The sequence below is a fragment of the Streptomyces aurantiogriseus genome (assembly GCF_014649375.1).
Classification (GTDB): Bacteria; Actinomycetota; Actinomycetes; order Streptomycetales; family Streptomycetaceae; genus Streptomyces; species Streptomyces aurantiogriseus.
On record NZ_BMSX01000012.1, the window covers coordinates 272276 to 286346 of the forward strand.

Below are 14071 nucleotides of genomic sequence, written 5' to 3' on the forward strand. Positions count from 1 at the left end.
GTGACCGGACTGCGCTCCTTCGTCGCCCGGCGGCTGCTCCTCGGTGCCCTGCAGACCGTGGCCGTGGTGCTGCTGGTCTTCGCGCTCACCGAGGCGCTGCCGGGCGACGCCGCCGTCGCCCTCGCCGGCGACCAGCCCGACCCCGCGCGCATCGCCGCGATCCGCGAGGCGATGGACCTGGACCGGCCGGCGTACGAACGGCTGACCGACTGGGCGGCGGGCCTGCTGCACGGCGACTTCGGTACGTCCCTGACCTCCGGCCGCCCGGTGAGCCAGTACCTCACCGACGGATTCGGCCCGACCCTGCTGCTGGCCACCCTCACCCTGACGCTGCTTGTCCCGCTCGGCTTCGGCCTCGGCGTGCTCGCCGCCCGCCACGAGGGACGGCTGGTCGACCGCCTGGTCAGCTCCGTGACGCTCGCTGTCTACGCGGTCCCGGAGTTCGCCCTCGGCGTGCTCCTGGTCACGGTCTTCGCGCTCGAGCTCGCCTGGCTGCCGCCCACCGCCGTCGGCTACGGCACCGACCTGCTCGGCCATCCGGCCGCGCTCGTCCTGCCCGTCCTCGTCCTGCTGTCCCGCCCGGTCTGCTCGCTGAGCCGCCTGGTGCGGGCCGGCATGGTCGACGCCCTGGCCTCCCCGTACGCGGCCCACGCCCGCCGCTACGGCGTCCCCGGCGCCCGCGTCCGCTACGCCCACGCCCTGCCCAACGCCCTCGCCCCGGCCGTCCAGCAGCTCGCCCGCACCGTCGACTGGCTGCTGTGCGGCGTCATCGTGGTGGAGGCCCTGTTCGTGATCCCGGGACTCGGCACCGTCCTGCTCAACGCCGTCGCCGAACGCGACGTGCCGGTCGTACAAGGGCTGGCGGTGGTGTTCGGGGTGCTGACCGTCGTCCTCAACCTGGGGGCCGACCTGGTGACCCACCGGCTCACGCCCAGGGCGGCGGTGGCGGCATGACGACCGGGACACGGCCCCCGAAGCCCGCGCCCACGACCGTACGGCGGTGGCGCCTCGGCAGTCCCGGCCGCTTCGCCCTCGGCCTCACGATCGTCGCCGTCCCCCTCGTCCTCGCCCTCCTGGGACCGCTGTTCGCGGGCGACCCCGGCCCCCGGACCGTCTCCTTCGCCCTCGGCGACGGCCACTGGCTCGGCACCGACTTCGTGGGGCGGGATGTGTGGCGGCAGGTGTTGCACGGCGGCCGTACCGTCGTGTTGACCGCGCTCGTCGCCACCGCCCTGGCGTATCTGGTCGCGCTGCCGGTCGGGCTCGCCGGCGCGCTGACCCGCCTGCGCGCGCTGGAGGAGCTGCTGATGCGGCCGCTGGACGTGCTGCTCGCCGTGCCGTCACTGCTGCTGATCCTGCTGGTGGCGTCCGTGTTCTCGCCCGGAGCCGCCGGGCTCGCGCTGCTCGTCGCGCTGGTGAACGTCCCCGACGCGGCCCGGATCGTACGGGCGGCGGCGGCCGAGGCGGCGGCCCGGCCGGCGGTCGAGGCGCTGCGCATGCAGGGCGAGACCTGGTGGCGGATCGCCGTCGGACACGTCGGCCGCTCGACCCTGCGGACCCTGGCCGCCGACGCCGGCGTCCGGCTGACCGGTGTGCTGTACCTGGTGTCCACGGCCGCCTTCCTCGGGGTCGGTGTCGCACCGGACGCCGCCGACTGGGCGGTCATGGTCGACCGCAACCGCACCGGTCTGCTCGTGCAGCCGTGGGCCGTGGTGGTGCCCGCGCTGCTGATCGTGGCGCTGACGACGGGCACCAACCTGCTCTTCGACGCCGCGCTGGAGAAGAGACCGAGCAAGAGGGGACGACGCCCGTGAGCCATGAGACGGACCTGGTCGCCGAGATCCGCGACCTGCGCGTGGAGATCGAGGGCCGCACGATCGTCGACGGCGTGCACCTGCGTGTGCCGGCCGGGAAGGTGACCGCCCTGGTCGGCACGTCCGGCAGCGGCAAGACCACGACGGGCCTGGCGCTGCTGGGCGAGTACCCGCCCGGTGCCCGTGTCACCGGCGAGGTACGCCTGGGCCGGGGCGGACCGGTCGGCTACGTGCCCCAGCACCCCGGCGCCGTCCTCAACCCCGCCCGCCGCGTCTCCGCGCTCCTCGACGACATCGCCCGCCCCCAGGTCCGCCATCTGCCCCGTGCCCGGCGCCGCACCGCCGCCCGCGCTCTGGTCCTGCGCGCCCTGTCCGACGCCCAGCTCCCCGAGGCCGAAGCCCTGCTGCGCCGCTACCCGCACCAGCTCTCCGGCGGACAGCAGCAACGCGTCGTCCTCGCCCAGGCGCTCCTGCTCGGCGCCCGCGTCGTCGTCGCCGACGAACCCACCACCGGCCAGGACGCGCTGACCAAGAGCCGCATCGTCGACCGGTTCAGGTCGGTCGCGGCCCGCGGGATCGCGGTCGTGCTGCTCAGTCACGACCTCGACGTGGTCCGTGCCCTCGCCGACGACGTGCTCGTCCTGCGGGCGGGCCGGGTCGTGGAGTCGGGCCCGGCCGAGCGGCTGTGGCTCGCCCCTCGCCATGAATGGACCCGCAGACTGCTCGACGCACGGCAGCCGCCCGCGGACCACGAGCCGTCGCCGTACACCCTCCGGCCCGCCCTGCGCGTCCGCGACCTCACCGCCCGCCACCACGGCGTCGTCGTGCTGCGCACGCCGGAGCTGGCCCTGCACCCCGGCACCTCCCTGGCCGTCGTCGGCCGCTCGGGCAGCGGCAAGACCACCCTGGCCCGCTGCCTGGCCGGCCTCCACCGCGACCACGACGGCGAGATCCTCCTCGACGGCACTCCGCTGCCGCGCAGCGTACGACGGCGCTCGCACGCCCAACTGGCCGCCGTGCAGTACGTGTTCCAGGACGTGCGCGCCGCCTTCGACGAGTACCGCCCCGTCCTCGACCAAGTCGCCCGCACCGCGGTACGCCTGCGCGGCACGGACCCCGCGACAGCACGGGAGGAGGCCCTGGCCACCCTGACGCGCCTCGGCCTGTCGCCCGACGTGCCCCACCGCCTCCCCGCCCGGCTCTCCGGCGGAGAACTCCAGCGCGCCGCCCTCGCCCGCGCCCTCCTCGCCCGGCCCAGGATCCTGATCTGCGACGAAATCACCTCCGGCCTCGACACGGTCACCCGGCGCGCCCTCCTCGACCTCCTCGTCGGCCTGCTGCGCGAGCGCGACGACCTGACCCTCGTCCTCATCACCCACGACCTGGACACCGCCCGCCTGGCCGACCGCATCGCCGTACTGGACGCGGGTGAGGTCGTCGAACAGGGCCCGGCCCAGCGCGTTCTGACCGAGCCGCGGCATCCCTTCACCGTGTCGCTCATGGAGACGACGGCACGCCTGGAGGCGGGAACACGGCCCTGAGGCGGGCCCCCGGGAGGCGGACTCAGCCGGCGAAGTCGTCGAGGAAGTCGACCAGACGGGGCTCGATCGGGTTGTCGAGTTCGTCCGTCTCCCAGAAGAGCACGTTCAGCAGCGCCATCGGGTACGCCGACCCGCCGTCGGGCAGGCCGGGCTGCGCCACCCTCGGCGTGTCGAGGTAGATCTCGTCCGCGTGGAACATGGCCGCCTCGAGCGGCTCGTCGAACTGGGTGCGGGGCCGGTACTGCCACACCACGCCGTCCCGGGTGCGGCGGACGACCTCGCCGACGTACCAGACGGCGCCCTGGACGAACGAGCCGCTCTTCGCGGCGAGGATCGCGGCGCTGTCGGCGAACCGGTCGCGCAGGACGGCCTCGAGCCGGTCGAGGGACTCGGGGGAGAAGTCCCAAGGCCCGGCCGCCCCCGCCTCCTGCGCCCAGGCGGGGAACTCCTCGGCGCGCCGGTCGAGCCACCGCGTGAGTTCCGGGTGCTCCGCGCCGGTGCGGTGCGCGGCCTGCTCGGGATGGAGCGTGGTGACCGGCTTCCAGCCCGGAGCCTGTTCCTGCCTCCGTGCGACGGCGTCCTGGAGCCCGGCCACCTCGTCGGTGAGGACGCGGCCGGTGCGCGTGCGGGTCGCGCGCGCGATGAGCGCCAGGGGGGAGACGGGGCCGAGGCCGAGGGCGGGGTCGGGCCGGACGACGGGCCGGCCCGTCGAGGAACCGCGCACCTTGCGCGGTTCCCAGTCCCACCGTCCGCCCCCGACGCCCAGGAGCACCTCACCGAGGTAGACCATCGCGCACACGGTCGGCCGGAAGTCCATGCCGACCTTCTCGTCGGCCGACCGGTACGCGTCGAGCAGGAACGCCTCGAGCGCTTCCAGCGAGGCGGCTCGGAAGTCGAACGGGAAGTCCTCGGGCAGCACTTCGGCACGCATCTCCCGGAGCACCGCCGGGATCTCGGCGATCCACAGGCCGAGTTCACGCTCGGACGCTTCGCCGCCGTGGTCGTCGGATCGGGTCATGGGGCCACTGTAGAGACCGTGACTCGTGGGCTGTGTGAAGTGCCTGTGGATTCACGCAAGTTGTCTGCCAAAGCTGTCGAATTGCTGTGTGATTCATAGGTGCGCGGGTCTATCGTGGCCGCGCGGCGGACGTCACGGGGGCCTCATATGCCGCACCCGAACCCCTCATATGCCCCCCACCAGCGAGGGAAGAGGAACCACAACTTGAGAGCACTCATCCGACCACCACGCAGGCTGCGCCTGGTCGTTCGCCTCGCCGCGGCGCTCGGGCTGGCCGGCACACTGACGCTGACCGGTCTTCCCGGCGTCGGCGTCGACAGTGCCAGCGCCGCGACCACCATCAAGGGCCAGCGCTGCGACCAGAAGTGGTTGAAGAAGAAGTACGACAGCACTCCGTCCACCTCCGGCTTCCCCGCCGGGACCGACCTGTACGAGCAGTGGCGGGGCAATCCGAAGAACTACAACTTCCCCTTGCAGGGCAAGGCGTTCGACGGACTGAAGCCGCCCACCAGGGCGGAGGCGGAGAAGGCGCGGTCCAAGTCGGTCGAGCAGTGGAAGAAGCAGGCCGCGGCGTCGGGCGAACCCGCCGACAAGGCCATGGAGATCTACGCCCGCTTCCTGTCCACCGGGCGCCCGGTCAGTGAGTTCAACAACTGGTTCGACAAGATCTTCATCCGCAACGAGATCAACAACCACAAGGGCAGCGCCTTCGAGCAGCGCGTCGTCAAGGACTTCAACCTGATCGGCCCGGACTGGCTGTGCGAGGTCACCGTCGAGGTCCGCGACGAGAACGGCAAGCTGCTGGCCCGCCGGAAGTACGACGCGTACAACCAGCGGATCAAGGAGTTCAACGAGTTCAAGTCGAACGGCACGCACCGGGCCGACCAGCTCGCCGCCGACAGGATCATCGCCCGGCAGCCGGAGACCAAGGACCACACCTTCCGTCTGGTCGGCGGGAAGAAGGTGCCGCCGAACACCCTCGCCAAACTCCGCGAGTTCAACGCGGAACTGGAGCGGGAGCGCGGCAAGCCCAACCAGGTCCGGATCTTCGAGCGCCAGTACAACGGCATCCCGCAGACCAAGCCGATCCGGGGCTACAGCCGCTACGACACCTGGTTCAGCCCCGACCCGAACCAGGGCACCCGCGGACCGGCCAACGACCGCATCCGTGACTCCGCGCCCACCCCGGAGGACGCCCGCCGTCAGCAGGGCGCCGCACGCAACATCGACACCCGCGGCACCCTCCCGCGCGGCGGCCCCGGCGGCATCGACTTCTCCACCCTCGAACTCCGGTACGTCGGCGACCCCGTCAAGGGCAAGGGCATGACGTACTCGATGAAGGCCGACCACGTGCCCGACCCGGACACGAACCCGGGCTGGGGCGGCGAGGCCAAGATGACACTGGCCTCCGACAGCTTCTTCACCTGGCTCGCGCTCACCCCGGACAAGTTCTGGGTGAACCTCAACCCGGACGAGCCCGACCGGATCATGGACGACACGTTCGCCTCCACCGACGCCGGACGGATCCTGCTGGAAGCCGACCTTCAGATGAAGCACGACTTCTACAAGGCCATGGACCCCAAGACCGACCTCGGCAAGCAGTACTGGGCGGCCCTCCCCAAGGAGAACGGCTACCCGTGCATGCCGGGCCTGCGGAACTGGATCGAGCCCAAGCCCGCCAAGGTCCGGGAACAGGACGGCGGCATCTACATCCTCGACGCCCCGCTGGCCCTGAAGTCGACCGCGCAGACCACGGTCACCCCCGGCCCGGGCGAGCCGATCTGCACCCCCGACGAGGCCGAGACCAAGGCGGCCCAGGCCGTCATCGACCGGATGATCGTCCCCGCGGTCGAGAAGACCATCAACACCGCGCCGCAGTACGCCGACCTGCGCCGCGTCTACACCTCCCGGGTCGCCGCGGAGTGGATCCGCCAGCAGGACACGCGGAAGGAGACCGACTTCCGGCCGATCATCAACAGCAACAAGGTCGACCGGTGGCCGCTGCGCGCCCCGAACCAGAACTGGGACAAGAACGAGCTCTTCCAGAAGTACCGGAAGATCTACACCGAGGGTGAGTTCCAGTACGAGATCCCCGCCAACGGCACCACCCAGATCTACATCGTCGGCGGCGTCGACTTCTCCAAGTCGCCCAAGCAGAACATCTCCCGCACCCAGTTCAACGTGGAGAACCCGACGCTGGACCAGACGACGAAGACGTCGATGAAGGCCGACGACACGTCCTACCGGGACACCGACACCGCCTATCTCGGCGCCGGCGTCGGCGGCACCAACGACACCGGCGGGGGTGGCGGCGACCCGTCGCCCGCCCCGACGCCGACCCCGTCGAAGCCCGGCGACGACGACCCCACGACCCCGGCGCCGGAACCGTCCGCCTCGGGCGGCGGCGGTCAGGGCAAGCCCACTCCGCCGGCGCACGGCCCGGACGGAAACCTCGCCGACACCGGGTCCGACACCCCCGTCGGGCTGATCGCCGGGCTCGCCGCGGCGCTCGCCGCCGTCGGCGGAGCCCTCGTGTGGTGGCTGCGCCGGCGCAGGGCGGCCACCGGCTGACCTGACGGAGCGGCACCCGGACACCCCGGCCCCACCCCTTGCTTCCAGGGGGTGGGGCTGTCCGCTGCGTGGGGGACCCGCGGGCGTGGAAGCGGCCCCCGTGCCGCCGCGTGCGGTGTACTGCCGGGCAGGTCCGAGTGTGGCACGGATGCGGAGGTGGTGGGGTGGCCGGACGAGCGTGGAGCACGGCCGTCGCGGTCGTCCTCGCCGGCACCGTCGGCGCGTGCGGCACGGTCTCCGAACGCCGCGACGACGTACGGGCGGCCGCGGCCGCGTTCGAGACGGCACTCGGCGAGAGCGCGTACGACCGGATGTGCGCGGCCCTCGCGCCGGGCACCCGGGAGGAACTGGAGCAGTCGGCCGGCACCCCGTGCGCCGAGGCACTCAGCGAGGAATCGCTCCCCGCGGGCGGAGACGTGCGCGGGACGGACGTCTACGGCAACCAGGCGCGGGCGGTGCTCGCCGGGGACACCCTGTTCCTCTCCCACTTCACCACCGGCTGGAAGGTGGTCGCCGCCGGCTGCCGGCAGCGGCCGCACCTGCCCTACCGGTGCCAGATCAAGAGCGGGTGAGCGTGCGCACGATGTTCACGGCGATCCTGCTGCTCGTCGGGGTCGGCCTCGCCTACCTCGCGGCCGTGGGACTGATGCAGCGGTGAGCGGGCCCGCGTCCCGGACCACGGCCTCGGAGCCCCGAGGCCTGTGGGGCTTCGTACGGGACAACGGGCTGGGGCTGTTCTTCACCGTCGCGTTCCTGCTGACCCTCGCCGGGCAGGCGATCGCGGGACACGCCGACTTCAACCACCAGATGCGCGCCGACCAGTTGCAGCCGGTCGGTTTCGGCACGTACGTGACCTCCTCCGACTTCGCGGTCGACGTGGCGGAGAACTGGCAGTCGGAGTACCTGCAGTTCTCGCTCTACATCGGTGCCACCGTCTGGCTGCTGCAGCGCGGCTCACCGGAGTCCAAGGAGCCCGGCAGGTCCGGCACCGAGTCCGACAAGGACCAACTGGTCGGCGAGCACGCCAGGGACAGCTCGCCCAAGTGGGCCGCGGCCCCCGGCTGGCGGCGCACGCTGTACTCCAATTCCCTGCTGCTGGTCATGGGCACGATCTTCGTGCTCTCCTGGCTGGTGCAGTCGATCACAGGTGTCGCCGCGTACAACGAGGAACAGTTGCGTCAACTCCAGGCCCCGGTCAGCTGGTTCGACTACCTGAGCGCCGCCGACTTCTGGAACCGCACGCTGCAGAACTGGCAGTCCGAACTGCTCGCCGTCGCCTCGATGGCGGTGCTGTCGATCTACCTGCGGCAGCGGGGCTCACCGGAGTCGAAGCCGGTCGGCTCCGCGCACGACGCCACCGGCGTCGAGGGCTGACACCGCGCCGGCCGTGCTCAGCGCGGGGTGCCGGCGGTGCCTCGCAGCCCGCGCCACGCCTCGGCCCGCAGGCCCGCGTCGGACAGAACGTCCACCGCGGTGCAAGCCGGCGCCTCCGCGGGGCGGCCCTCGCCCGCACGGGCGGTGAAGGCGGTCGGCATGTCGGCCGCGTCCTGCCGTACGTCGAATCCGGCCCGGTGCAGCTCGTCCGTCAGAAGCGCGGCCGACCGCCGCTCCGCGAAGGCGTACTCGGGGTCGGTTCAGCGCCGTCGCGACGCCCCAGAGCGTGTCCGCCCGGCTCGTGACGTCTTCGTGGACGCGACGGTAGGTGGTGTCGGGGACAGGGGACACACGGCCTCTCGGGCTTCGGCGGACCTTTCTTCCATGACACCGGGTTCCACCGGGTGGCGCGCCGACACGCGCCGGGGATCAGCCGTCGGCCGGGACCGGGGGAGAGGCGGGCGCCTTCGCCAAGGCGGCCAGTTCGTCGGGGCTGCGGGGGCCGGGTTCCCCTTCGGTCAACAAGCCCTGGGCGTGCAGCAGTCGGGTGGCCGCGATGCCCCAGGGCAGCCGGAGGCCCGCCTGGTGGAGGAGGTCCGTGCGGGCCAGGGCGGTGGCCGCGGGGCCGGTGTGGGCGCCGGAGGGGGTGAGCAGGGCCGCGTCGTCGGCCCAGCGCAGGGCGAGGTCGACGTCATGGGTGGCCATCACCACCGTCGTGCCGGACGCGCGCAGGGCGTCGAGGGTGGCGAGGAGGCGCTCCTGGCCGTCCGGGTCGAGTCCGGCGGTCGGTTCGTCGAGGATCAGCACGCGCGGCCGCATCGCGACGGCGCCCGCGATCGCGGTCCGCTTGCGCTGGCCGTAGGAGAGCAGATGGGTGGGCCGGTCGGCCAGGGCGGTGATGTCCAGCGCGGCGAGCGCCTCCTCCACCCGGTCCCGCACCTCGGGGTCGGGCAGACCGAGGTTGAGCGGCCCGAACGACACGTCCTGCGCGACGGACGCGGCGAACAGCTGGTCGTCCGGGTCCTGCACCACCAGCTGGACCGTCGTCCGCAGCCGGGTCAGCCCCTTGCGGTCGTACGTCACCGGCTGCCCCTCGACCGTCAACGTGCCCGTGTGCGGGCGCAGTCCGCCGCTGAGCAGCCGCATCAGCGTCGTCTTGCCGCTGCCGTTGCGGCCGAGCAGCGCGAGCGCGCGTCCTTCGCGCACCTCGAAGTCGAGGCCGTCGAGCACGGCCGGACCGTCCTCGTACGCGAAGGAGGCGCCCCGCAGGACGACCAGCTCGCTCATGACAGGGGCCTTTCCAGTACGAAGGTGAGGGTGGCCAGCGCCACGAGGAGCCCGGCGCCGGCCACCGTGAAGCGGACGGAGACGCGGGCCTCGGGCACCAGCACGCGCAGGGTGCCGTCATAGCCGCGTCCGGCGAGCCCGGCCTGGAGCCGCGCCGCCCGGTCGAAGGCCCGCACGAACGCGGTGGCCCCGAGCCCGGCCAGGGAACGCCACTCGGCGGCCCGGGAGGTGTGCCCGAGCCGGGCCGCCTGGGCCTCCCGGATCCGGCGCACGGAGTCGAGCAGCAGGAAGCTCATGCGGTACGTCACCAGGGCGACGTCCACGACCGGCGCGGGCACACCGGCCCGCACCAGACGCGGCAGCAGGTCGGACATCGGCGTGGTGAACGCGAACAGCAGGACGCCGAGGGACGCGGCCGAGGTCCGCAGCATCAGCTCCCCCGCGCGCACCGGCCCGCCGTCGGCCAGGCTCACGAACCCCTCGGGCCCGCCCACCTGGACGAGCAGTGTGACCGCGCCGGTCGCGCAGAAGCCCAGCGGCACCCGGTAGGCGCGCCACAGCCGGCGGGCCGGCACACCCGCCGGGCCCAGCAGCAGGGCGAGCGCCGTCACCAGCACCAGGGCCGCGCCCGGCCACGGCGGCAGCGAGATCGCGAGCACGGTGAGGCCGAGGCCGAGCACGGCCTTGTCCACGGGATGACGGTGGCGCCAGCGGCTGCTGTGCGCCGCCGCGTCGATCGGCAGCACGAGCGCTCAGACCCGTCCCTGCGTGGACTTCTCGGCGTCGGGCGCGCTCGCCGTGTCCGGGGTGTCCGGGGCGTTCGGGGTGTCCGGGGCCTCCAGCTCCGCCCGCGCCCGCTGTTCGCCCTGGCGCCGGCCCCGGCGCAGGCCGAAGTAGTAGGCGAGGACGCCCGCGCCGAGGGCCGCCTGGACGGAGAAGAGCGCCGACTCGATCTCCCCGGACGGAGGTTCGTACAGCGGCGAGAACCACGGCTCGTAGTCCGGCTCGATCTCGGTGATCGCCGTCTCCGCCTCGCCGTCGGCGCCCGTGAACGGCTCCTCCTTGTGGTCGCCGAGTCCCAGGGCCAGCGGCAGCACCGCGAGCGCGACCACGACGAGCAGCAGCAGGACGTTGATCTTCGTGTTCCGGCTCATCGGGCCACCGCCTCCGTCCCGTTCTGCGCCTGCCTGCCGGTCACCAGCACGCCCAGCCGGGTGAGTTCGCCCTTGCTGGACTGCACGAGCAGGCGCATCACCAGCACCGTGAGGAGACCCTCGCTCACCGCGAGCGGAATCTGCGTGACGGCGAAGATGGAGCCGAACTTGCCGAGCGCGCCCAGGAACCCGCTGCTCGGGTCGGGGAACGCGAGCGCCAGCTGCACGCTGGTCACGCAGTAGGTGGACAGGTCGGCGACGAACGCGCCGAAGAACACCGCGACCATCAGCGGCACGTCGTACCGGCGCAGCAGCCGGTACATCCCGTAGCCCGCCCACGGCCCGACGATCGCCATCGAGAACACATTGGCGCCGAGCGTGGTCAGGCCGCCGTGGGCGAGCAGCAGGGCCTGGAAGAGCAGGGTGATGGTGCCGAGCACCGCCATGATCGGCGGCCGGAAGAGGATGGCGCCCAGCCCGGTTCCGGTGGGGTGCGAGCAACTCCCGGTCACCGAGGGCAGTTTGAGCGCGGACAGGACGAACGTGAAGGCTCCGGAGGCACCGAGGAGCAGGGTGCTCTCGGGGTGCTCCCTGACCTCACGGTTGAGTGCGCGGACTCCGTGGACGACGAACGGCGCCGACGCGACGCCCCAGGCGACCGCGTGCGCCGGAGGAAGGAAACCCTCGGCTATGTGCATGGCTCAGCAGACCCTCTCCAGCACCTCGTGGATGGTTGACGCGCCTTGGCCGGTCTCCTGGCTGACGGGTACCACCGCCCGTACTCCGCCTTCCCGGGTCCGAGGACCCAGTGGCTGCCCCTGAGGGCCGGAGCCGGACTTCCCGATCACAGTGGCGAGGGCCGCACCGGCATCACACCGGATTTCCCGTTCACCAAGGCGTGGTGACAGTAGTGCGCCGACAGGGGCGCTGACAAGCGGCAACGGGGGCGCGCGGACGGCGGACGACGGCTCACGCACCGGCGCACGGGCGGCTCGCGGCGGCGCGGTACGCGCTTGCTGAACACGCCGGGGAGCCGCCCCGTACCTGCTGCCGCGCCCCGGACACCACCGGGGGCGCAGTCACCGGTGAACTGGCGACAGGAGCACCCGCCGTGGCCGAGAAGACCTACACCGTGGCCGGTATGAGGTGCGGCCGCTGCGCCGCCGGCGTCGCCGAGAAGCTGGTGGAGGTGTCCGGTGTCACCGAGGTCGACGTCGACGTCCGGGCGGGGCGGGTCACCGTGCGCGGCGAGATCGTCGACGGCGACGCCGTGTGCGCGGCGATCGACGAGGCGGGCTACCGGGCCACGGAGTCCGCACCTCACGCGGCGGCCTGAGGGACGTCGGGTCGCGCACCAGCCGTCCGGCGCCGCCCGGGCCCGGGCCCGAGGCCGCCGGCGGTGGTGCTGCCGTCGGTCGTGGCCACCACGGGCGGCCGGGCCGGAGCGGTTCCCGATCAGCGGCCGCGCCAGTCCAGGCAGACCACCAGGGTGTCCTCGTCCGGCAGCCGCCTGCCGCGATGGTCCGTCAACTCCCGCAGGACGGCGTGCGGGACCTCGGCCGCGGGCAGCAGGCGGGTGGACAGGATCGCCCGGGCCAGGGCGGCGTCCCCGTACGTCTCTCCGCCGGGGGAGGCGACCGCGTGGACACCGTCGCTGACGAAGACGAGCCGGTCGCCGGGCTCGGCCCGGAAGTCCTGGGCGACGTAGTCGGTCTCCTCGAACATGCCCAGCGGCAGTTGGGCGTCGAAGGCGACGCGCTCCACGGTCCCGCCGCGCAGCCGCAGCAGCTGCGGGGATCCGGCGTCCACCACCTGGGCGTGTCCCGTGGCGAGGTCGAAGTCGAACATGAGGACCGACAGGTAACAGCGGCCCCGGTAGTGGGCGTGGACCGCCTGGTCCGCCAAGGCCGCCTGGTCGGCGAGGGGGATGCCGGCCCGGCGTGCGTTGCGCAGCGCGTTGACGGCCAGGTTGGTCAGCAGGGAGGCCTCGATGCCCTCACCCATGCCGTCGGTGACGTACAGCATCAGACGGTCGGCCGTCGTGGACCAGTCGAAGGTGTCGCCGTGGAGGGCGTAGGCGGGCTCCAGTTGGGCGCCCAGCTCGAACTCGGGGCGGGTGCGGGAGCGGCCCGGGAGGAGTTGCCACTGCATCTCCGCGGCCAGAGTGAGCCGGTCCTCGCGGCGTGCCCGGAGATAGAGATCGGTGTCCCGCTCGGCCACGATCAGCTCGTGTCCGAGCGCACGCGCGATCTCCGCCAACTCGGCGAGGACGTCGGTGACCTGGTCCGGCAGGGTCACCGACAGCACGCCGAGCCGGTCGCCGCGCACGGTCACGGGCAGGTGCGCGCGCACCAGACCGCTCCGGGCGGGCTCCACGAACGGTTCCTGCGCGCCGAAGGCCCGGCCGGCCGGGCTGTTGTGCACCGACACCGGCTCCGGGACGTGCGGGAGCACGGACACCGGTCGCAGCACCGTCAGGCCGTAGTCGGCCAGGTACAGCTCGACGCTGTCCGCCGTGTACTGCTCGACCAGTACACGGCGGACAGCGTCGAGCAGCTCGTGGGGTGCCGCCGTCCGCAGGGCGCGCTGGGCGGTCAGAAGTCTGTTCACGATGGTGAATACACCAACCCTTCGCCGGTCACTGACCGGTCTCGTTCGTACGACGGCGGCCGGGCGCGGCGGCCTCTCGACCCGGCCGCGCCGGTGCTCCGGGGGCAGCTCCGGCCGGTTGGGGGCGCCTAGTACGCTGGCGGTCGTCCCAGCGCCTGCGAGAGTGTGACCGTGACCGCCTTCCGCCATCGCCCGGAGCCCGACGAGGTCGCACGGGTGACCTCGACGGCCGCCGAGCTGCTGGAAGTTCTGTGGGGCCGGGCCTCGACCGCGCCCGCCTCCGCGTCCCAGTTGCGCGTGCTGCTGATGCTCGAGCACCACGACGGCATCAACCTGCGCACCCTCGCCGACTCGCTCGCCTCCACGCCGCCGTCGACCAGCCGGCTGTGCGACCGGTTGCAGGCCGCGGGCTTCGTCGAACGCGTGGTGAGCCCGGTCGACCGGCGCGAGGTGCGGCTGCATCTCAGCGGCAGGGGCCGGGCCTTCCTCGCGGATCTGCGGGTGCGCAGGGAGCGGGAGTTGCGGGCGGTGCTGGCCCTGATGCCGGCCGCCAGGCGGGTAGCGCTGCTGGAGGGACTGGAGGCGTTCTGCGACGCGGCGGCGACGCGGATCCATGACGACGCCGAGGACGCGGGCAGCCAAACCGCCTGAATGCCGGGCGCGTTGTGTGCGGCTCTGTCTCACCTCCGTCTGTCCGTGTCT

15 protein-coding genes and 1 riboswitch are annotated in these 14071 nt (G+C 72.8%); of the genes, 8 read left to right on the top strand and 7 right to left on the bottom strand.

The window, feature by feature from the left end:
- Genes IE263_RS25550 through IE263_RS25560 form a run of 3 tightly spaced genes read left to right on the top strand, consistent with a single transcriptional unit; the run spans window position 1 to window position 3355 of the window.
- Complete coding sequence (locus IE263_RS25550; protein ID WP_189940159.1) at window positions 1-954, top strand: ABC transporter permease; 954 nt, start codon at window positions 1-3, stop codon at window positions 952-954.
- Window positions 951-1814: an ABC transporter permease gene (locus tag IE263_RS25555; protein WP_229911150.1), complete on the top strand. Its 864-nt coding sequence runs from the start codon at window positions 951-953 to the stop codon at window positions 1812-1814. Before IE263_RS25550 ends, IE263_RS25555 begins: the two co-directional genes overlap by 4 nt.
- Complete coding sequence (locus IE263_RS25560; protein ID WP_189940097.1) at window positions 1811-3355, top strand: ABC transporter ATP-binding protein; 1545 nt, start codon at window positions 1811-1813, stop codon at window positions 3353-3355. Before IE263_RS25555 ends, IE263_RS25560 begins: the two co-directional genes overlap by 4 nt.
- Window positions 3356-3377: 22 nt before the next feature.
- On the opposite strand, the gene IE263_RS25565 is transcribed toward IE263_RS25560, so the two are convergent.
- Complete coding sequence (locus IE263_RS25565; RefSeq protein ID WP_189940098.1) at window positions 3378-4373, bottom strand: hypothetical protein; 996 nt, start codon at window positions 4371-4373, stop codon at window positions 3378-3380.
- A gap of 204 nt (window positions 4374-4577) precedes the next feature.
- Here IE263_RS25565 and IE263_RS25570 point away from each other — a divergent pair, with 204 nt between their 5' ends.
- From IE263_RS25570 to IE263_RS25580, 3 genes are all read left to right on the top strand, one after another.
- The gene (locus IE263_RS25570; RefSeq protein WP_189940099.1) at window positions 4578-6944 is read left to right on the top strand and encodes an LPXTG cell wall anchor domain-containing protein; all 2367 of its coding nucleotides are present in this window, start codon (window positions 4578-4580) and stop codon (window positions 6942-6944) included.
- A 164-nt stretch (window positions 6945-7108) separates the two neighbouring features.
- Window positions 7109-7516, top strand: a complete 408-nt coding sequence (locus tag IE263_RS25575) for a hypothetical protein (RefSeq protein ID WP_189940100.1) — start codon at window positions 7109-7111, stop codon at window positions 7514-7516.
- Between the two features lie 82 nt (window positions 7517-7598).
- Entirely contained in the window at window positions 7599-8318 is a 720-nt protein-coding gene (locus tag IE263_RS25580) for a DUF6766 family protein (protein ID WP_229911151.1), read from the top strand.
- 17 nt (window positions 8319-8335) lie between these two features.
- On the opposite strand, the gene IE263_RS25585 is transcribed toward IE263_RS25580, so the two are convergent.
- From IE263_RS25585 to IE263_RS25605, 5 genes are all read right to left on the bottom strand, one after another.
- Window positions 8336-8479: a hypothetical protein gene (locus IE263_RS25585; protein ID WP_189940101.1), complete on the bottom strand. Its 144-nt coding sequence runs from the start codon at window positions 8477-8479 to the stop codon at window positions 8336-8338.
- 268 nt (window positions 8480-8747) lie between these two features.
- Entirely contained in the window at window positions 8748-9605 is an 858-nt protein-coding gene (locus tag IE263_RS25590) for an energy-coupling factor ABC transporter ATP-binding protein (RefSeq protein WP_189940102.1), read from the bottom strand.
- Window positions 9602-10351, bottom strand: coding sequence for a cobalt ECF transporter T component CbiQ (gene cbiQ, locus IE263_RS25595; protein ID WP_189940103.1), 750 nt, complete (start codon window positions 10349-10351; stop codon window positions 9602-9604). The genes IE263_RS25590 and cbiQ overlap by 4 nt, the downstream gene beginning before the upstream one ends.
- 6 nt (window positions 10352-10357) lie before the next feature.
- Window positions 10358-10759 carry an energy-coupling factor ABC transporter substrate-binding protein gene (locus tag IE263_RS25600; protein ID WP_189940104.1) on the bottom strand — a complete coding sequence of 134 codons (402 nt, stop codon included), beginning with the start codon at window positions 10757-10759 and terminating at the stop codon, window positions 10358-10360.
- The gene (locus IE263_RS25605) at window positions 10756-11457 is read right to left on the bottom strand and encodes an energy-coupling factor ABC transporter permease (RefSeq protein ID WP_189940105.1); all 702 of its coding nucleotides are present in this window, start codon (window positions 11455-11457) and stop codon (window positions 10756-10758) included. Before IE263_RS25605 ends, IE263_RS25600 begins: the two co-directional genes overlap by 4 nt.
- Window positions 11458-11487: 30 nt before the next feature.
- Window positions 11488-11670, bottom strand: a riboswitch (cobalamin riboswitch).
- Between the two features lie 200 nt (window positions 11671-11870).
- Between IE263_RS25605 and IE263_RS25610 the strand changes: the two genes are divergently transcribed.
- Window positions 11871-12095, top strand: coding sequence for a heavy-metal-associated domain-containing protein (locus IE263_RS25610; RefSeq protein ID WP_189940106.1), 225 nt, complete (start codon window positions 11871-11873; stop codon window positions 12093-12095).
- Window positions 12096-12214: 119 nt separating this feature from the next.
- Here IE263_RS25610 and IE263_RS25615 read toward each other — a convergent pair whose 3' ends face one another.
- A complete protein-coding gene (locus IE263_RS25615; RefSeq protein ID WP_189940107.1) occupies window positions 12215-13369 on the bottom strand; it encodes a PP2C family protein-serine/threonine phosphatase in 1155 nt (384 codons plus the stop codon).
- A gap of 165 nt (window positions 13370-13534) precedes the next feature.
- On the opposite strand from IE263_RS25615, the gene IE263_RS25620 reads away from it, so the two are divergent.
- Window positions 13535-14020, top strand: coding sequence for a MarR family winged helix-turn-helix transcriptional regulator (locus tag IE263_RS25620; protein ID WP_229911152.1), 486 nt, complete (start codon window positions 13535-13537; stop codon window positions 14018-14020).
- Window positions 14021-14071 lie beyond the last annotated feature (51 nt).